Genomic DNA, 18,095 nt, shown 5'->3' with positions numbered 1-18,095 from the left:
CCTCGGTGCGCTCTGGCGCGTCTCGCTCGTACTCCGGCGTGTCGTCTGTGTGGGCCTCGACCCCGGCTCCGTGGGCGGGGTCGTGCGATTCGGCGTCGAATCCGTGTTGGCTCCCGTCACCCACCGGGTCCCGACCACCCCCGTGGGAGCGCCCGGCGGACAGGTCCAACCTCAATAAGGTTGTCATAAGAGCTAGGACCATTTTCGGGTCTTGAATGGTTACTGGCGAGTTCTACGCTCGGGTAACCACAACTTGGATAACGTCGCATTCCGAAGGTGCTGACGGCTTGCGGGACAAACGTCCTGCGTGCGGGTGGTTACGCTTGAGTAGGGATAACAGTGCAGATCAAGGCATTACTGTTACCAAATCGTTATGTTGATTTTTCGACTGTCGTTACGCCGCTCGCCCGCGCCGCAAAAGACGACAATCGGCGCCCGGCTGTCTACCGCCGCGTACCATTTGCGCCGTATTGTTTGCTGAGCTTTATTACTGATCGGTAAGGTTTAGTCCCACTGGCCGAACCGCGGCTTCAGAACGTGGTTGATGTCGACGCCGATGCCGGCTACGGACCGCTTGTCGATCTCCACCTGATGCAGGGCCGCCGCGGGATGCGTGTAGCCCTTGGGCGAGCCCCAGTTGTGCTGCCAGAAGTACGCGCCGAGACCGTCCTGGGCAGCCCACTCGATCGTTTTCGAGTTGGCGTATACACCTACCCTCTGGTGCCCGAGCACCGATTCCCAACCCCGCAAATACGGGGCCACCTGCTCCCTGTACTGCTTCAGCGACGGGTCGTCGTCGATCGAGGTGTAGATGGGAGCACCGTAGGACCCGCCGGCGGCGACGTGCAGGGCCCACCCGCGCTTCGCGTGCGCGACCCCGGCGCTGTGACCTCCCAGCCAGTCGGCGGTGTCCTGCTTCCCGTACTGGTAACAGGACACGATCTTCATGCCGTTCCGATAGAGATCCCTGGCTTCGGGCAACTGGATCGGCTTGCCCAGCATCCACGCACCGCCCGGCCTGCGGTCCGACACGTAGCGAATGGCACCCGCCGCCCCCGCGGCCTTGATGTCGGCGGCTTTGATCACTCCGGCCGCGTAATCGAGCAGGATCCCCAGAGGCGCGGCCGACGCGGTCGCCGGCGTCAGCGTCGCCGACAGTGCGCCGCCGAAACCCGCCACCGCCGGCGCCGCAGCCACGTACTTCAGCACGTCGCGCCGGGATACGGACATGACCCCAGGGTATGACAATCACCTCAGTATTCTCGTGAACGCCACTGGTCACATGTATCTCAGCTTTCTCAGAAACCACCCGACTCACAGCTGACCTGCTAGCTGTGCGAGTTAGCCGAGGTCGGGTTGGAGCACGCTACTGCTGGGCGAGCGCCCAGCCCAGCACAGCGCCGGGTGCGGATCCCGTCGAGGAAGTTCACAGGTTGCGCGGAATGCGCGACTACGCTGCGCGTTGGCTGAGGAATTCTTAGGATCAGCGCCATGCCCGCCGACGTCCCCGCCATCCCGCGCATCGAATTGGCCGGGGTCCGCAAGGTGTTCGGCGACCGTGGCGGCGACATCATCGCAGTCGACAACGCGGATCTGACGGTGGACGACGGTGAACTGTTCGCGATCCTCGGCCCGTCCGGCTCCGGCAAGACCACGGTGCTGCGGATGATCGCGGGCTTCGAACAGCCCACCTCCGGTGTCATCCGCCTCGGTGGCGTCGACGTCACCGGCGTGCCGGCGCGACTGCGCGACGTGAACACGGTCTTCCAGGAGTACGCCCTCTTCCCCCACATGACCGTCGGACAGAACGTCGAGTACGGCCTGCGCGTGCGCGGCGTCGGCAGGGCCGAGCGGCGCAGTCGCACCGCGGACGCGCTCGACATGGTGTCGCTCACCGACCAGGCGTCCCGGCGGCCCGCACAGCTGTCGGGCGGCCAGCGCCAGCGGGTCGCGCTGGCCCGTGCCCTGGTGGGCCGGCCGCGTGTCCTCCTGCTGGACGAACCGCTCGGCGCACTCGATCTCAAGCTGCGCGAACGAATGCAGTTGGAGCTCAAGGCGATTCAACGGGAATTGGGCATCACCTTCGTCATCGTGACCCACGATCAGGACGAAGCGCTTACCCTGTGCGACCGGCTCGCCGTGTTCAACGACGGTCGGATCGAGCAGGTGGGGCGAGCCCGCGACGTGTACGAGCGGCCGGCCAACCGCTTCGTCGCCGACTTCGTGGGCACGTCCAACGTCCTGGACGGCGACGCCGCCGAATCGCTCGTGGGCAGGTCCGGCCCGCTCGCCGTGCGGCCGGAGCGCATCACCGTCCTCGCACCCGGCGCACCCGCCGAACCGGGCGCGCACGCGGTGCAGGCGACGGTCCGCGAGGTGATCTACGCCGGGCCGACCACACGCGTGGCCGCGGCGACCGCCCCCGGCGTCACCCTCACCGCAACGGTTCTCAACGCCAGCGCCTCGCTGCCGCCCGACCTGGACCACGGCAGCTCGGTCACGCTCACCTGGTCCGACGCCGCCGTCCACGACCTGTCCAGCTGAACCCGGTCGGATCAACCGAGATTGGAGCTCTCCATGAAACCCACACGTCTGCTGCGACTGGGCTTCGCGCTCACCGCGTGCACCGCCCTGGTCGTCGGATGTTCCAGCTCGGACACGGCGGGCGGCGGCGAGAACCCGCCGTCGATGGAACCGCAGTCGTCGGTCGGCGACGGCGAGGGCCAGCTCAACCTCATCGCGTGGGCGGGCTACGCGGAGAACGGATCCAACGACCCGGCGGTCAACTGGGTGACACCGTTCGAGCAGAAGACCGGTTGCAAGGTCAACGTCAAGGTCGGCAACACCTCCGACGAGATGGTTCAGCTCATGAGAACCGGTCAGTACGACGGTGTTTCGGCGTCCGGTGATGCGACGCTGCGGCTCATCTACGCCGGCGACGTCGCTCCCGTCGACACCAACCTGGTGCCCAACTACGCGACGATCTCGGAGTTCCTCAAGGATCGGCCGTGGAACTCGGTGAACGGCCAGATGTACGGCATCCCACACGGGTGGGGTGCCAACCTGCTGATGTACAACATCGCGGTCGTGACCGACGCGCCCGACTCCTGGGGCGCCGTGTTCACCGATGCGGGCAAGTACAAGGGCAGGGTCACCGCGTACGACTCACCGATCTACATCGCCGACGCCGCGCTGTACCTCTCGAAGACCAAGCCCGAGTTGGGCATTGAGGATCCCTACTCGCTGACGCCCGAACAGCTCGACGCCGCAGTCGAATTGCTCAAGGCGCAGCGCGAGAACATCAGCGAGTACTGGTCGGACTACACCAAGGAGGTGCAGGCTTTCGAGTCCGGCACCTCGGTGATCGGCACGACGTGGCAGGTCATCGCCAACACCATCGGCGCCGACAACAAGGTTCAGGTCAACACCGTGCTGCCCAAGGAGGGCGCCACCGGATGGTCGGACACCTGGATGGTCTCGTCGAAGGCCGCGCATCCCAACTGCATGTACAAGTGGATGGACTGGATCGCGTCCCCCGAGGTCAACGCCCAGGTGGCCGAGTACTTCGGTGAGGCACCCGCGCAGACCAAGTCCTGCGACCTCACCGCCGAGAAGGACTTCTGCGAGATCTACCACGCGACCGACCCGGACTACGCCGAGAAGATCCACTACTGGACCACACCGCAGAAGCAGTGCGTCGACGGCAGCGGTGACGGTTGTACGACCTACGACGAGTGGGTCGACAAGTGGCAGCAGATCAAGGGGTGACGGTAGCGCCACCGCGGTCGGTCGGCCGTAGGGCGGCGCTCGCCTTCCTGCTCGTTCCGCCCATGGCCTGGCTGGTGGTGGCGTACCTGGGTTCGCTTGCGGTGCTTCTGGTTTCCGCGTTCTGGAGCAAGAACGCGTTCACCGGGGCGGTGGTGCACACATTGACGGTCGACAACGTCAGCAGGCTGTTCACCGAGGACGTGTACCGCGTGGTGACCCTGCGCACCATCGGTGTCGCCGCACTGGTGACCGCCTGCTGCATCGTCCTCGCGGTGCCGCTCGCCCTGTTCATGGCCAAGGTGGCCTCGCCACGCCTGCGGTTGGCCCTGGTGGTCGCGGTGACCACGCCGCTGTGGGCGAGCTATCTGGTGAAGGCCTACGCGTGGCGCGTACTGCTCTCACCGGAGGGCCCGCTGCAGTGGGGTACCGGGTACACGCCCGGCTACGGCTTGACCGCGACCGTCATCACGCTGACCTACCTGTGGTTGCCGTACATGGTCATCCCGGTGTTCGCGGCCTTCGAGCGGGTGCCGGACAACCTCATCGACGCCAGCTCGGACCTCGGGGCGTCGGATGGCGCCACCCTGCGAAGAGTACTGGCGCCGTTGGTGTTCCCCGGTATCGCGGCAGGCTCGATCTTCACGTTCTCGCTATCGCTCGGCGACTACATCACCGTGCAGATCGTCGGCGGTACGAACCAACTGCTCGGCAACCTCATCTACGAGAAGATCACGAACAACCAGCCGATGGCGGCGGCGCTGTCCCTGATCCCGTTGACGGCCATCGTGCTGTACCTCTTCGCGATGCGGCGCACCGGCGCATTGGAGAACGTCTGATGCTCTCCCCCGGCGGCCGTCGGGCCCTGACGGTGTGGGCCGCACTGGTGATGGTGTTCCTCTACGCACCGCTGCTGCTCGTCGTGCTCAACGCGTTCAACGCATCACGCACGTTCGCTTTTCCTCCGAGCGGATTCACCCTGCGCTGGTGGAGTGTCGCCTGGAACAGCGACGGAATGTGGGAGTCGTTGGCCAACTCGGTCGTGGTCGGGCTCGGGGCCACCGCGATAGCTCTGGTGCTGGGCACCATGGCCGCGTTCGCCGTCCAGCGGTACGACTTCTTCGGCCGCAACACCATCAGCTTTCTGATCGTGCTGCCGATCACCCTGCCCGGCATCGTCACCGGCATCGCACTGAACGCGACCTTCACCTCTGCTCTGGGCGTCACGCTCGGACTGGCCACCGTCATCATCGGACACGCGACGTTCTGCGTCGTCATCGTGTTCAACAACACCCAGGCCCGATTGCGCAGGCTGGGAACGCATCTCGAGGACGCGTCGGCCGACCTCGGTGCGACGACGTGGCAGACGTTCCGCTACGTCACCTTCCCGATGATGCGCGGCGCCCTGGTCGCCGGCGCGATCCTGGCGTTCGCCCTGAGCTTCGACGAGATCGTCGTGACGACGTTCACCGCGGGGCCGTCAGTGCAGACGCTGCCCATCTGGATCTTCGGAAACCTGTTCCGCCCCAATCAGGCCCCAGTCATCAACGTCGTCGCCGCCGCACTCACCATCGTCGCGATCATCCCGGTGTGGCTGGCGCAGCGCTTCGGCGGCGACCCCGCCACCACCAGAGTGTGACGCTCACAGCGACGCCGCGTCGTCCTCGCTCGCGATGATGTCGGTTGTGTAATCGGACATCGCCTGCACCAGCCGCCTACGCAGCGACGTGTTGAGATGGACGGCGATCACCCTGGTCGCCAGCTTCCGGTAGTCCCGCACCATCTGTTCCAACTCGGCCATGTCGTCCGGCATCGGCACGTACTTCGGCCCGAAACGCTCCACGACACCGGCGCGGAGCGCGTCGACCACCGCCACGGCCACGTCGTCGAGCAGCGCGGCGGTGCCGTCCGACACCCGCAGCATCGTCTTCAGGTAATCGCGCGGGTCCTCGACGCCGGCGAGGATGTCCGCGGTTCTGGCGTCCCGCCACTGCAGTTCGCCGCCGTCCTCCTGCGCGAGGCCCCTGTCCACGAGTCGGCGTACGTCGGCATCGGTCGGGTCCACATTGCCCGTGCCGTCGCGCTCCCTCGGGTGCACGGTCTCACCGAAGAGAGCCTGCTGGAGGCCGAGGATGTCGGCCAGATTGTGGCCTCGACGCATGGACTCGAAGAACTCGAGGATGTGCGCCGAGGTGTAACCCTTGCCCAGCAGCTCGTTGATCGTCCTGAGCTGAGCCAGGTGGTGGTCGTCGTAGAAGGCGGCGCGCCCCTCGCGCCGCGGCGGATCCAGCAAGCCGCGTTCGCGATACGCCCTGACGTTGCGGGCGCTCACTCCGGACGCGGTGGCCAGTTCGCTCAACCGGTAGTCAGCCAACTAGATTTATAACCTAACTTATGGTCAGGATGCGGGAAGGCAGTTCTCGCTACTGGGCACGATGCTTACTGTAACCCGTAGCGGATGTTTGCGAGAACAACACGGACCCGTAATCGATTAGCGCTGGAGCCTATCCGTAGGAGAGCATGCGTCAAGTGCGCGCGTGGATCATCTGGGCGACGGGGCTACTGGCCTACATCGTCGCCGTTCTGGATCGCACGACGCTCGGCGTCTCCGGCCTCAACGCCGCGGACAGGTTCGCTGCGACCCCGAGTGTGCTCTCCACGTTCGTGGTTCTGCAGGTGGTCGTGTACGCAGCCGCTCAGGTCCCCGCGGGCGTCCTGCTCGACCGGTTCGGGTCACGCACACTGATCGTCGCGGGCGCACTGCTGATGGCGACCGGCCAGTTCGCGCTCGCCCTCACGACGTCCCTCCCCCTGGCCATCGGGGCGCGCGCCGTGGTCGGGCTCGGCGATGCCGTCACCTTCATCTCGGTGCTGCGCCTGGTGCCGCACTGGTTCGCTCCGAGACGGGTGCCGCTGCTGACGCAGCTCACCGGCATCTGCGGCCAACTCGGGCAGGTGCTCTCGGCGATCCCGTTCCTCGCGCTGCTGACGGGGACCGGCTGGGCGCGCGCCTACCTGTCCGTCGCGGCGCTCGGCGCACTCGGCGCGGTGCTCGCGCTGATCGTGGTCAAGGACACCCCGAGCGGCCGCGTCGTCGCGGCCGAGACGATGTCGATACGGGCGACGCTCGCCAGCGTCAAGACGGTGTGGTTGCGACCGGGAACCCGACTCGGCTTCTTCACCCACATGGGCACGCAGTTCTCGGTCACGGTGTTCGCGCTGATGTGGGGTGTGCCGTATCTGACCGTGGCACAGGGACTGTCGACGGCGGTCACCGGCGGTCTCCTCACGGCATCGGTGGTCGCCGCGATCTCGTCGGGCATCCTGATCGGCCTGGTGACCGGACGTTATCCGCACCGGCGGTCCTGGATCGTGCTGGGCATCATCGTGAGCAACGCGCTGGCCTGGTCGGTGGTGCTGGCGCTCCCCGATCGGGCGCCCCTGTGGCTGCTGCTGGTGCTCATCCTGGTGATATCGGTCGGCGGGCCGGGGTCGATGGTCGGATTCGACTTCGCCCGCACGTTCAATCCCAGTGCGACGCTGGGCACCGCGCAGGGCATGGTCAACATGGGCGGCTTCATCGCCTCGCTGCTCGTCATGCAGGCGATGGGGCTGATTCTCGATGCGGCGGGCGGGTTCTCGTTCGAGTCGTTCCGCGTGGCGTGGACGGTGCAGTACGTGATCTGGGTGTTCGCGATCGTCGGCATCGTGATCACCCGGCGCAAGGCGCTGAAGTCGATGCGGGCCGCCCCGCAGACCGACGAGGAGCGCTCACTGCTGGAGTTCTTCGAGAACCGCTAACGCCGCCGCGCGGTCTCCCTGCGGTTGGCCTTCTTGATCGCGTCCACCAGCTCGGCCTTGCTCATCGACGATCGACCCGCGACGTCGAGACGGCGAGCGAGGTCCATCAGGTGCTTCTTGGTCGCGTTGGCGTCGACGCCCTCCTCCGAGTCGCCCCTGCCGCTGAGCCCGCCGATCTCAGCGCGCTCGTCGGAGGGGCCCTTCTCGTCCTTGGGTTCCCAGTGATCGCCGACCTTCTCGAAGCTGTGCTTGACGGCGCTGAACGCGACTCGGTGGGCGCGCTCCGGATCGCCGTACTGCTCCTCGGCCGCGTCGTGGGCCTTGGCGAAGGTGCGCTGCGCTTTCGGCGGTGACTTGCGCAACGTGCTCGGCAACTCGGACTTCTTGGCTCGGCCGCCTTTTCCGGTCTTGGGCATGACGTCGGCATACCCTGCGAGCAGGCGCCGAATCAGTGCGCGTCGGACAGGCGGGCCTCGATGGCGGCGGCGGCGTGCCGGTGCCCGATCCATTCGAAGCCGACGACGCTGACCACCGGGGCCGCCGTCGCGATGAGCAGGCAGACCGCCATCGGCACGCCCGCGGCGGCGGCCACCACCGCCCCGACGAGAACCGCGCCGGTCAGCGCGAGCAGCACCAGGTGGAAGGCATCCCACGTCTTCACCATGAGCGCGTAGACGACGTAGACCAGCGCGACGAAGACCCCGATCGGAATCACCACCGAGAACACCGTGCCGATCGAACCGATGTCCGAATGCCCCTCGACGTAGTAGGCCGCCGTGTGCAGGCCGGCACCGGTGGCGACGATCGCGGCGAACAGCGGAATGTGCACATAGCCGAAGGCGAACGACCGCTCTCGGCGCGCGTGCAGCAGGTCGGCTGCGGGCACGGCGAAGTAGACCCACCACAGGGCGAAGGTCAGCCCGGTTCCGGCGACGACCAGGAAGACGGCGTCGGTGGTCCAGCCGTGCTCCTGGACAACCGCGGTCAGGGACGCCACCGTGCCCACCACGCCTTCACCGAGCGCGATGATCGCGAGCAGTCCGTACCGTTCGGCGATGTGGTGCGCGTGCCACGGCGTGACCACGTTCCGCCGCTCGGCCAGCCACGGCCCCAGCATCTCGAGGACGGCGAGCACGGCGAAGGCGATCAGTCCGGGGACCACCGTCAGCGGCAGGAAGATCGTCGCAATCCACCCGATCTGCAGGACCGTGATGACTCCTGCGTACGTCAGAGCCGCCGACCGGTGCTGGGGATCCTGTTTCGCCGCGCGTAACCACTGCCCCACCAACGCGATTCGCATGACGACGTAGCCGGCGACGACGACCTCGTTGTGCAGCCGCTCACCGTGTTCGATCGACGCGAAGAACTCCGGTATGCCGAGCGCGAGGATCACCACGCCGACCATCTGCACCATGGTCGCGAGTCGGTAGATCCAGTCGTCGGTGTCGTAGGCCGAGGAGAACCAGGTGAAGTTGATCCAGGCCCAGCACACCGCGAAGGTCGCGAACAGGAAGGCGGTCACCCCGACGCCGACGTGCCCGGCGGCCAGTGCGTGCGCCAGTTCGGACGCGGCGATCCCGAACGCCACGACGAAGGTCAGGTCGAACAACAGCTCCAGCGGGGTGGCGGCACGATGGTGCTCGTCGGGGTCCCGGCCCGTCATCGGCGTCAGACGATGCGCTGTGACACCGGTCGGCGGACGGCCGGCGCCATCTCCGGGATCGCTCATGTTCCTACTCCCTCCAGCCGCGGTGACGGTACCGGGTCGCGTAATCGCCCGCTGAAGCAGGTAGTGCGCTACGCGTGTGCTCTGCGCAGCGCGGATGGACCATCGGTTCATGACGAACTTCGCTTCCATCGGGACCCGCCCGTGAGCGGCCTGATCGCGGCGGTGCTGACCGCCGTCGCGGTGCTGACCGCGATCACGGTCTTCCAGGTGCAGAGCCGTCTGGAGGAGTGGGACTACGAGCGTCACGTCGAAGACTGACGCCTTGCGCGCGGCCGGGGCGTTGAGGGGGCGCCCCGGCCGCGACCCGCGTCCGGCTCGGTTCGGCGGCGCCGCGCGCTAGCGTGAACGCCATGAGCGATCGGGCCGGTGCCGTCGGCGTGGTGCTCGCCGCCGGGATGGGGACCCGCGTCGGCGCGGACGGCAACAAGGCCTACCTCCGGTTGGCGGGCCGCAGCATGGTGTCCTGGTCGGTCGAGGCGGTGGCGCGCACACCCGACATCGACCGCACCGTCGTGGTGTACCGGCGCGGCGAGCTCGATCTCATCGCCGGTACGCTCTCCACCGAGTTGCCCTCGACCGCAATCGAATTCGTCGAGGGTGGCGAGACCAGGCACGGCTCCGAATGGAACCTGCTGCAGTATCTGGCCGACGCCGTCGACTCCGGTTCCGTTGACGTCGTCTTGATCCACGACGCCGCCCGCCCGCTGGCCGATTCCGGGTTGATGAGCACCGCGCTGGCGACGGCCCGCGCCCACGGCGGCGCGATTCCCGGCGTCCCGGCGTACGACGCCATGCGCGTCACCGCCGACGGCCTCACCGCAGCCGGTCCGCTGGTGCGCGTGCAGACCCCGCAGGCGTTTCTCGCGCGCCCGCTGCTGCACGCCTACCGCGCAGCCGACGCTGCGGGTTTCGAGGGCACCGACACCGCATCGTGCATCGAGCGCTTCGCCGATATCGCCGTTCACGTCTTCGACGGCGCGGCAGCCAATTTCAAGGTGACGTTCGCCCCCGACGTGCTGGTCGCCGACCGGCTGCTGAGCGGCCGCGTCACCGACGGCTGGTGATGATCGCCTCCAGCAGTGCGGCGTCGGCGGGTAGGGTGAAGCGACCCGCGTCTGCGTGACCGTCGACCGTCACGACGGACTCGCCGGCGTCCAGAGCGGCCGCGACGGGGTCCGCGCCGCGGGTCAGGAGGTCGGCCAGCGTCGCTGCGGCGAAACCGCGCGGGTACTGAACGTTGCGTAGCGTCGAGCGGTCGACGGTCGCGATCACCGCGCCGTCGGCGTCGACCTCCTTGACGCTGTCGGTCACCGCCGTCACCGGTACCACGACCCGGTGACCGGCCGTCAGCTCCGCGACGACGCGGTCGGTCACGTCGGGAGGGACGAGGGGATGCCGCCAGTCGTGCAGGAGAACGGGCGAGAGCGACTGCGCAGCAAGATAATCCAGCCCCGCACGGGTCGACGCGCGCCAATCGCCCGCCGGATCGACGGGGATGACGACGCACAACGAACCGACGAGTTCGGTGACAGCCGCCCGGAAGGGCTCGGCGACGGCCACCACGATGCGGGACGCGACCACTCGGTGCAGCGCACCCAGCGCACGCACCACCGACGCCTGTCCGGCGATCGGCACGCAGGCCGACTCCGGGTTCAGTTCGAGCGACAGGGGAAGGACCGCGGAGAGTTCCGGTGCCGAGCGCTCGGTCACGTTCCCGCCGAACGGAACCGGCGCCGATACGCCGCCCAGTTCCACGTCGACAGGAAGTCTCGGCCCGCGGCGTACCCCTTCGCGTAGAGCGCCTCGACGTCGGCATCGGAGATGTCGAAGTCGAGGAATCCGACGTCGGTGGAGTCGACCCGGATGGTGCGGGCACTGACCCACGGCTGACTGAGGTAGGCCTGATCCCGACCCACCAGCACCGTCGTGATGACGTCCTCGAGCACACGCGGCGGACCGAGCCACCGCAGCGCGTCGAGGGCCGGGATCAACCTGTCGTTGCCCTGCGGCAGGTTCGGCAGGACCGTGACGCCGAAACTCGGCCACCGGGGTGCGCCGCCGTCGCGACGGTCCAGTGAGTCGATCGGGAAGTTCGACAGCAGCCCGCCGTCCATCAGCGTGGAGGTGAGCCCCGCGGCGCTGGTCAACGTCACCGGACGGAAGAAGAACGGTATCGACATCGAGGCGCGCACGGCGTCGGCGACCGACTGCTCGTCGGGGTCGAGCCCGTACACCCGACGGTAATCCCATGGCAGCCGGACCAATTGACCCGTGGTGACGTCGGAGACCGTGACCACCAGGCGGTACCGCTGTTCGGGCGGCAACTCGTCGTCGTCGATCGCGAGGTCGCCGAACGTCGTGACACCGAGGCCTCGCAGTTGGTCGTGCACCCAGTCGCGGGCGTAGTCACCCCGGTAGATGCCGTTGCCCCTGACGAGGGCCAGCGACGGTCCGAGGAGAGGTACCCGCTCCAGCGTGCCGGGATCGGTGAACCTGCGGTAGTCGAGCTGCAGCGCAAGCTCTTTGACGTCGGATCCGGTGAGCTTGCCCGACTGCGCTGCAGCCGCGACGACGGCACCCACGATGGACCCGGCCGAGGTCCCCGAGACCCGCTGCACGGCGTAGCCGGCGTCCATCAGCGCGACAACCGCGCCGACCAACCCGACGCCCTTCACACCACCGCCCGACAGCACCAGGTCGGCGCGCTTGGGTGTGCGGGGCATGACGGGTGCGAAGGGGGTTTACACCGGGTCGAAGGACGAGATCAACCAGTCGTTTCCGACCTTGGTCAACTCGACCTTGACACTGCTCGCGGTGAACGAGCCGTCGGGGTTCTCCTTGCTGACCGTCTGCTGGTTGATGAACAGCAGCACTTGGGCCTTCGTCGGTTCCAGGTTCGACAGTGCCGAGCGCACCACCACGGCCAACGTCTTCACGGACTTCTGCTTGGCCGCCGGGGTCACGATCTCCTGCGTGAACCGCGTGTAGTAGTTCAGAAACTCGCCGGTGAGCTTCGATTTGGCGGCCGTGAAGTCCTCGTCCAGCGTCTCCGGCGTGTACGACAGCAGCGCGACGGCGCCATCGGACGCGGACTGGATGACGCGGGCGGCGACCGCCTGATCGACCTTCTGATCCGGCTGGTAGGTCGCGAAGTAGAACCAGGCCGCCAGGGCGGCGGAGGCGAGGAGCGCGACGGCCAGCGCGATCGGCAGGATGAGCCGCCGTGACGACCGTCCGGTTGCCGCGGTTCCCTCGTCCGCGTTCTGCACGGTGTCTTCATCGACGGCCGCGGTGTCGTCGACGTCGGTGGTCAGAGTGTCGTTGTCTTCGGTCACGGCACGAACTCGACTTTCGCAAGCTTGATCTGGTCGCCGTCGCGGGCCACGTCGACCGACAGCCGCCACGCTCGCGGTTCCTGTTTCTCGCTGGCGGTGTTCGACACCGTCGAGATCGCGGCGATCGCCACGGTGGCGGTGTCGTCGGTCATCTTCTGCACGGCGATCGCGTTGACGGTGACCGTCGTGACGACCTTGTTCTGCACGGCCACCGTGACCATGTCCGCGGCCTGGCTCTCGAAGTCCTTCTTGAAGTCACCCGTCGTGATGGCGATGATCCGGTCGACGTCCTGCTGCGCCCTGGTGTGATCGAGCGACATGAGGGTCACCACACCCTGTCGCGCCGCGGCCTCGAACTCTGCGGACTTCCGCTGCTGCGTCTGGACGTTCCGGTGGCTGACGTACATCGCGGCACTGAGGGCCAGCAGTCCGACGATGACGATGGCGGACACGACCGTCGCGGCCACTTTCCACAACGCCGCAGGCGGGCGGCGGCGAAACCGCCGTCGCATCGGCGTATCGACGACGTCGGGGTCGGCCGAAGGCACGGCATCGGTCGTCTCGACATCGGCATCGGACGTCTCGACGACCGGCGTCTCCGATGACGTGTCGACCTCGGTGGTCGCGCTCGACTCATCCAGCGAGATCGCGCTCGACTTGTCCAGCGAGATCGCGCTCGGCTTGTCCAGGGAGACCGTCGAGGACACCACGTCGGTGGCCCCGGTGCCGGTGGCCTCGCTCTCCGCGGCTTCGGTCTTCGCGGCCGCGGCGTCGGCTTCCCTGCGCAACCGCAGCGCTCGCGCTCGAGCCCGTGCGGCGACGACCACTGCCTCTGCTTCAGCGGCCTCCGCCTCGGCCGCTTCGGCCGCGGCGAGGGCGTCGTCGGCGTTGGTCACGGAAGAGGCCTCCAGGATGCTGAGATGAGAATGGCGTTTTCAATTTTCGCTATCGACCCGACGATACCCCATCGGCCAACGGGCCCATTCAGCGTTCTTTCCTGCGGAAATGCTATTTCCGCGCTGTACGTGCCGCTAGCGCAATCGGTCCTTGACGACCTTGCCCGTCGCGTTCATCGGCAGTTCGTCGAGGAACTCTACATAGCGCGGCACCTTGTAACCGGCCATTCGGTCACGACACCAGGCTATGAGCTCATCGGCTGAGGACTGCGTGCTGGCACCGTCGCGGAGGACCACGAACGCCTTACCGACCTGGCCCATCCGGTCGTCGGGCACACCGATCACCGCGGCCTGCGCGACGGCGGGGTGCTGCAGCAGGAAGCCCTCGATCTCGGCCGGATAGGCGTTGAAACCGCCGACGATGTACATGTCCTTCTTGCGGCCGACGATGCGCAACCGGCCAGTCGCGGTGAACTCGCCGAGGTCGCCGGTGTGCAACCACCCGTCCGGATCGATGGCCTCGGCCGTCGCCGCCGCGTCGTCCAGGTAGCCCCGCATGACGTTGTACCCGCGCACGAGCACCTCGCCGTCGTCGGCGATGCGGACCTCGACGCCCTCGCACGGGACACCCGCGGTGGTAGCGACGTCTTCAGCGCTGTCGCCGGGCCGCGAGAGCGTGACATTGCCCGCCTCGGTCAGGCCGTAGCCCGTCATCAACGACTGGAAGGGCAGCTCGTCGCGGATACGCCGAATGAGTTCCACGGGGATGTCGGCGGCTCCCGTGACGGCCGCGCGCAGCGACGCGAGCCTGTCTTTGTCGGCCACCGTCAGCAGCGAGTGATACAACGTCGGTGGACCCGGCAGCATCGTGATGCGCTCGCGCTCGATCAGATCCACCACGGCGTCGACGTCGAAGACCGCGACCGGCAGCATCGTCGCACCCCGCAGGAACGAGGCGACCAGACCCGCCTTGAGGCCGAAGGTGTGGAAGTACGGGTTGATCATCAGGTAGCGATCGCCCTCGCGCAGGTCGGCGAGCGTCGCCCACTCCTCGTACATCCGCAGGGTCTGCGAGTGACAGAGCATCGCGCCCTTGGGCCTGCCGGTCGTGCCCGAGGTGTAGATGACGTCGGACACGTCGTCACCGGCCAGCCATTCGGCCGGCGCGCGATCGAAAGGCGCTGCGCTGGTGAGGAAGTCCGACTTCAGGTCGATCGTCGGTACGTCGAGTGCCATCGCGTAGTCGTCACCGAGGAAGCCCCGCTGGACGAGTACCGCTTTCGCCCCGCTGCGAGTCACCACGTCGGCGGCCTCGTCGGCCTTGAATCGGGTGTTGACCGGCACCAGCACACCGCCCGCGGTCATCACGCCGAACGCTGCGACGATCCACTCCGCCGAGTTCGGCGCCCAGAGCGCGACGCGATCGCCCTTGCGCACCCCGAAGGCGGCTAACGCGCCCGCCGCCGTGCGAATGCGATCGGCGACCTCGGCGAAGGACAGCCGCAGCGAACCGTCGACGACGGCCTCGGCGTCGCCGAACCGGTCCGCTGCGCTCAGGACCATCTCGGGGATGGTCCGCCAGGTCATATGTCGCTGCTCCTCAACGGGCGCTGGGCGCCCTTGGTCGTCACAGCGAGTGTCACGTGGTGACGAGGCGACCCAGGTTGCCGCCCATGATCTTCGCCTGATCGTCGATCGACAGGTGCTCGAGGGCGGTGACGTAGTGGGTCGGTTCGGCCAGGCCCTCGGGATGCGGCCAGTCGGAGCCGTACAGCACCTGGTCGACGCCGATCAGGTTGATCAGGTCGTCGATGCCCTCTTCGTAGAACGGGCTGACGTAGATGCGGTTCTTGATCTCCTCGATGGGATTGCCCAGGAACGCCTCCGGCGCCTTCTTCCAGACCTCGGCCATGGAGTCGAGCAGCGGGAACATCCACTTGGAGCCGGCCTCGACGATGCCGACCTTCAGCTTCGGGTGCCGGAAGAGCGCGCCGTGGATCACCCAGGAGGCGACCGCGTCCTGGATCGGGCGCCACTCGTTGAGGATGGACATCGCATTGGTCTGGAACGGCAGCATCTCCTGCGCCGCACCGTCCCATTCCGAGGTGTAACGCGAATAGCCGCTGTCGGACGAGTGCATGCCGACGAACACGTCGTGGGCGACGCAGCGCTCCCAGAACGGGTCGAACTCCGGCAGCGCGAAGGACCGCGGGCCGCGGAACCCCGGGACCGGCGCGGGGCGGATCAGGATGGCACGGGCACCGCGAGCGACCGCCCACTCCAGCTCCTCGATCGCCTTCTCGACGATGGGCAGCGTGATGACGGGTGTGGTGAAGATCCGGTTCTGGTAGTTGAAGCCCCAGACCTCGTCGAGCCACTCGTTGAGCGCGTGCACGATCACGTGGATGGCGACCGGGTCGTCGCTGAGCCGTTCCTCGATGAGGCTGGCCAGCGTGGGGAACATGAGCGTGCGATCGAGGCCGAGCTCGTTCATCTTCTCGATGCGCGGGCCGGGCTCGAAGAACGCCGGGATGGCGCGCATCGGCTCGCCGAACAGCTCGCGCTTGCTCTTGCCGTCGGGGTTGCCGAACTTGAAGTACTCCTCCCAGGCGCCCGGCTGGGCGACCACGGAGAACGTGGGGTTCGGGATGTAGTTGCTGATCTGGCCCTTCAGGGCGATCTTGGTGCGGCCGTTGATCTCCACGTACTGGACGATGTCCTTGTACTCCTTGGGGAGGAACTTGGTCATCGCCTCAGGCGGTTCGTAGAGGTGGTTGTCCGCGTCGAAGAGCGGAAACGGGATGTCGACTCGGTGTGAAAGCTGACCCATTGGAATACTCCTTATCCTCTTGCGAGAATCCTATTCTCCTGCTGCCACCGTAACAAGGTTTTCGGTCGTAGTGGTAACGAGGTTCTCACTCACGGCCCGCGGCCCGGCCGCGGATGTCCTGGCGGACGCGGAACTTCTGGACCTTCCCGCTCGCGGTACGGGGGAAATCGGTGTCCGCCGGCACCTCGTGCAGTTCCTCCGGCCATTTCTGCCGGGCCACGCCGGAGGCGTCGAAGTGCGCGCGCACCGCCTCGAGGGTGGGCATCGACGCACCCGCGCGCAGCCTCAACACCGCGGCGGTGCGCTCCCCCAGCCGCTCGTCGGGGGCCGCCACGACCACGGCTTCGACGACCTCCGGCATGGCGAGCAGCACCTCCTCCACCTCGAGCGCGCTGATGTTCTCGCCGCCGCGGATGATCACGTCGGCTTTGCGGTCGGTGATCGTCAGGTAGCCGTCCTCGTCGAGCACGCCGATGTCGCCGGTGTGGTACCAGCCGTCGGCGTCGAACGCCTTCGCCGTCAGCTCGGGGTCGGTGTAGCCGAGGCACAGATCCGGCCCGCGGCTCACGATCTCGCCCTCGTCGGTGAGCTTCAGCTCCACGCCCGGCCGAGCGTTGCCGTCGGTGTAGAGCCGCTTGTCCTCGGCGGCGTCGGCGCCCGAACCGGTGATCGACGGGTGCTCGGTGCTGCCGTACGAGCGGAACACGAAGACGCCGTAGTCGGCCAGCCGCCGGGTGACCGCCGCGGGCACCGTCGACCCGCCGAGCCCGCACGTCTTGATGTGCTGCCGGTGCTCGTCGGTGCAGTCGGGATGGTCGAGCAGGCTGGTGACGAAGTACGGCGGGCCACCGCCGATCGTGATGCCGTCGGACTTCATCAGGGCCAGCACCGCCGTCGGATCGAACACGTCGGCGAGGTCGATCGGCGCACCTTCGAGCACCGGGATGAGGAACGCGCTGAGCATTCCGATGAAGTGCCCGACGGGCGTCGCGGTGAGCTGCCGCCCTCGATCGGCCGGGTAGTTGGCCAGCAGCTGACGGGTCTCGAACCCCAGGGTCTGGTGACTGTGCACGACGCCCTTGGGGTCACGCGTGGTGCCCGAGGTGAAGGCGATGAGGGCAGGCGCGGCGGCGTCGGTGCGCAGCGTCCCCGCCATCGGCTCGTCGGCGAGGACGTCGTCGAACGCCGCCTCGTTGCCGCGTTCTGCGGTGCCGTTCACCAGGACGACGATCGGCACGTCCGCGCAGAGATCGGGCTGGTAGGCCATCCGCCCGAACTCCGGCGTGGTGACGAACACCTTCGGCCGCGCGGCCGCGACGATGTGCCCGACCTCCTTGCGCCCGTAGAAATGGACGATCGGCACGGTGACCGCGCCCAGCAGCGCGGACGCCCAGAACGCGGCGGCCGCCTCCATCCAGTTGGGCAACTGCAGCGCGACGACGTCGCCCGCGCCCACCCCGCGCTCGCGCAGTCCGGCGGCGAGCCGGCGTGCCACGGCCTCGACGTCGCGGAAGGTCCCGGTGTACGGCCGCACCTCCGAGTGCACGTGGAAACCTGCCTCGGGAGCCGCGGCCAACCCCCGTGCCACCAGGTCACCGAGGGTGTCGGGGGTCCACCACCCCTCGGCCTCGTATCTGGCGACCAGGTCTGCTGGGATGGTCCGGAGGGTGCTCCAGTACGCCCGGTTAGACACTCCGATGATGCTATTCTCCCGAAACGAGAATGCCAATACCGCAAAG

The 18,095-nt window shown here is 67.4% G+C and carries 17 protein-coding genes; 6 read left to right on the top strand and 11 right to left on the bottom strand.

Annotated features, from left to right (window positions below; all coding sequences use genetic code 11):
- Window positions 1-504 precede the first annotated feature (504 nt).
- Entirely contained in the window at window positions 505-1,230 is a 726-nt protein-coding gene (locus tag NM203_RS14355) for a DUF1906 domain-containing protein (RefSeq protein ID WP_255060655.1), read from the bottom strand.
- A gap of 261 nt (window positions 1,231-1,491) precedes the next feature.
- Here NM203_RS14355 and NM203_RS14350 point away from each other — a divergent pair, with 261 nt between their 5' ends.
- From NM203_RS14350 to NM203_RS14335, 4 genes are read left to right on the top strand one after another with little or no spacing between them, the layout of a single operon-like run.
- Window positions 1,492-2,544, top strand: coding sequence for an ABC transporter ATP-binding protein (locus tag NM203_RS14350; RefSeq protein ID WP_255060654.1), 1,053 nt, complete (start codon window positions 1,492-1,494; stop codon window positions 2,542-2,544).
- Between the two features lie 33 nt (window positions 2,545-2,577).
- Window positions 2,578-3,768: an ABC transporter substrate-binding protein gene (locus tag NM203_RS14345; protein ID WP_255060653.1), complete on the top strand. Its 1,191-nt coding sequence runs from the start codon at window positions 2,578-2,580 to the stop codon at window positions 3,766-3,768.
- A complete protein-coding gene (locus tag NM203_RS14340; protein WP_255060652.1) occupies window positions 3,765-4,604 on the top strand; it encodes an ABC transporter permease in 840 nt (279 codons plus the stop codon). Before NM203_RS14345 ends, NM203_RS14340 begins: the two co-directional genes overlap by 4 nt.
- On the top strand, window positions 4,604-5,404 hold the full coding sequence (locus NM203_RS14335; RefSeq protein ID WP_255060651.1) for an ABC transporter permease: 801 nt from the start codon (window positions 4,604-4,606) through the stop codon (window positions 5,402-5,404). Before NM203_RS14340 ends, NM203_RS14335 begins: the two co-directional genes overlap by 1 nt.
- Window positions 5,405-5,407: 3 nt before the next feature.
- Here the strand turns inward: NM203_RS14335 and NM203_RS14330 are convergent, their stop codons facing one another.
- Window positions 5,408-6,139 carry a MerR family transcriptional regulator gene (locus NM203_RS14330; protein WP_255060650.1) on the bottom strand — a complete coding sequence of 244 codons (732 nt, stop codon included), beginning with the start codon at window positions 6,137-6,139 and terminating at the stop codon, window positions 5,408-5,410.
- A gap of 155 nt (window positions 6,140-6,294) precedes the next feature.
- On the opposite strand from NM203_RS14330, the gene NM203_RS14325 reads away from it, so the two are divergent.
- Entirely contained in the window at window positions 6,295-7,566 is a 1,272-nt protein-coding gene (locus NM203_RS14325; RefSeq protein ID WP_255060854.1) for an MFS transporter, read from the top strand.
- On the opposite strand, the gene NM203_RS14320 is transcribed toward NM203_RS14325, so the two are convergent.
- Window positions 7,563-7,982, bottom strand: a complete 420-nt coding sequence (locus NM203_RS14320) for a ChaB family protein (protein WP_255060649.1) — start codon at window positions 7,980-7,982, stop codon at window positions 7,563-7,565. The two genes, NM203_RS14325 and NM203_RS14320, sit on opposite strands and share 4 nt — an antisense overlap.
- Before the next feature lie 32 nt (window positions 7,983-8,014).
- Window positions 8,015-9,295 (bottom strand): low temperature requirement protein A, encoded by a 1,281-nt coding sequence (locus NM203_RS14315; RefSeq protein WP_255060648.1) that lies wholly within the window; start codon window positions 9,293-9,295, stop codon window positions 8,015-8,017.
- 350 nt (window positions 9,296-9,645) lie between these two features.
- Here NM203_RS14315 and NM203_RS14310 point away from each other — a divergent pair, with 350 nt between their 5' ends.
- Entirely contained in the window at window positions 9,646-10,359 is a 714-nt protein-coding gene (locus NM203_RS14310; protein ID WP_255060646.1) for an IspD/TarI family cytidylyltransferase, read from the top strand.
- Here NM203_RS14310 and NM203_RS14305 read toward each other — a convergent pair.
- The 7 genes from NM203_RS14305 to NM203_RS14275 all read right to left on the bottom strand — a co-directional run bounded on the left by NM203_RS14305 (window position 10,343) and on the right by NM203_RS14275 (window position 18,049).
- The gene (locus NM203_RS14305; protein ID WP_255060645.1) at window positions 10,343-11,005 is read right to left on the bottom strand and encodes an IspD/TarI family cytidylyltransferase; all 663 of its coding nucleotides are present in this window, start codon (window positions 11,003-11,005) and stop codon (window positions 10,343-10,345) included. The genes NM203_RS14310 and NM203_RS14305 overlap by 17 nt on opposite strands.
- Window positions 11,002-12,018, bottom strand: a complete 1,017-nt coding sequence (locus tag NM203_RS14300) for a patatin-like phospholipase family protein (protein ID WP_255060644.1) — start codon at window positions 12,016-12,018, stop codon at window positions 11,002-11,004. The genes NM203_RS14305 and NM203_RS14300 overlap by 4 nt, the downstream gene beginning before the upstream one ends.
- 18 nt (window positions 12,019-12,036) lie before the next feature.
- Window positions 12,037-12,630, bottom strand: coding sequence for a twin-arginine translocation pathway signal (locus NM203_RS14295; protein WP_255060643.1), 594 nt, complete (start codon window positions 12,628-12,630; stop codon window positions 12,037-12,039).
- Window positions 12,627-13,526: an Rv1363c family protein gene (locus NM203_RS14290; RefSeq protein WP_255060642.1), complete on the bottom strand. Its 900-nt coding sequence runs from the start codon at window positions 13,524-13,526 to the stop codon at window positions 12,627-12,629. Before NM203_RS14290 ends, NM203_RS14295 begins: the two co-directional genes overlap by 4 nt.
- A gap of 135 nt (window positions 13,527-13,661) precedes the next feature.
- On the bottom strand, window positions 13,662-15,113 hold the full coding sequence (locus NM203_RS14285; RefSeq protein WP_255060641.1) for a FadD3 family acyl-CoA ligase: 1,452 nt from the start codon (window positions 15,111-15,113) through the stop codon (window positions 13,662-13,664).
- Between the two features lie 52 nt (window positions 15,114-15,165).
- On the bottom strand, window positions 15,166-16,356 hold the full coding sequence (locus tag NM203_RS14280) for an amidohydrolase family protein (protein ID WP_255060640.1): 1,191 nt from the start codon (window positions 16,354-16,356) through the stop codon (window positions 15,166-15,168).
- Window positions 16,357-16,441: 85 nt separating this feature from the next.
- On the bottom strand, window positions 16,442-18,049 hold the full coding sequence (locus NM203_RS14275) for an AMP-binding protein (RefSeq protein ID WP_255060639.1): 1,608 nt from the start codon (window positions 18,047-18,049) through the stop codon (window positions 16,442-16,444).
- Window positions 18,050-18,095 lie beyond the last annotated feature (46 nt).

It is taken from the genome of Mycolicibacterium arenosum (genome assembly GCF_024320865.1).
GTDB lineage: Bacteria > Actinomycetota > Actinomycetes > Mycobacteriales > Mycobacteriaceae > Mycobacterium > Mycobacterium arenosum.
This window is presented reverse-complemented; position numbering and strand designations above follow the sequence as displayed.

Coding starts and splice junctions, on each gene's coding strand:
- NM203_RS14300 (WP_255060644.1), bottom strand. CDS start 12,018: ATGCCCCGCACACCCAAGCGCGCCGACCTGGTGCTGTCGGGCGGTGGT.
- NM203_RS14335 (WP_255060651.1), top strand. CDS start 4,604: ATGCTCTCCCCCGGCGGCCGTCGGGCCCTGACGGTGTGGGCCGCACTG.
- NM203_RS14355 (WP_255060655.1), bottom strand. CDS start 1,230: ATGTCCGTATCCCGGCGCGACGTGCTGAAGTACGTGGCTGCGGCGCCG.
- NM203_RS14285 (WP_255060641.1), bottom strand. CDS start 15,113: ATGACCTGGCGGACCATCCCCGAGATGGTCCTGAGCGCAGCGGACCGG.
- NM203_RS14345 (WP_255060653.1), top strand. CDS start 2,578: ATGAAACCCACACGTCTGCTGCGACTGGGCTTCGCGCTCACCGCGTGC.
- NM203_RS14280 (WP_255060640.1), bottom strand. CDS start 16,356: ATGGGTCAGCTTTCACACCGAGTCGACATCCCGTTTCCGCTCTTCGAC.
- NM203_RS14310 (WP_255060646.1), top strand. CDS start 9,646: ATGAGCGATCGGGCCGGTGCCGTCGGCGTGGTGCTCGCCGCCGGGATG.
- NM203_RS14350 (WP_255060654.1), top strand. CDS start 1,492: ATGCCCGCCGACGTCCCCGCCATCCCGCGCATCGAATTGGCCGGGGTC.
- NM203_RS14315 (WP_255060648.1), bottom strand. CDS start 9,295: ATGAGCGATCCCGGAGATGGCGCCGGCCGTCCGCCGACCGGTGTCACA.
- NM203_RS14320 (WP_255060649.1), bottom strand. CDS start 7,982: ATGCCCAAGACCGGAAAAGGCGGCCGAGCCAAGAAGTCCGAGTTGCCG.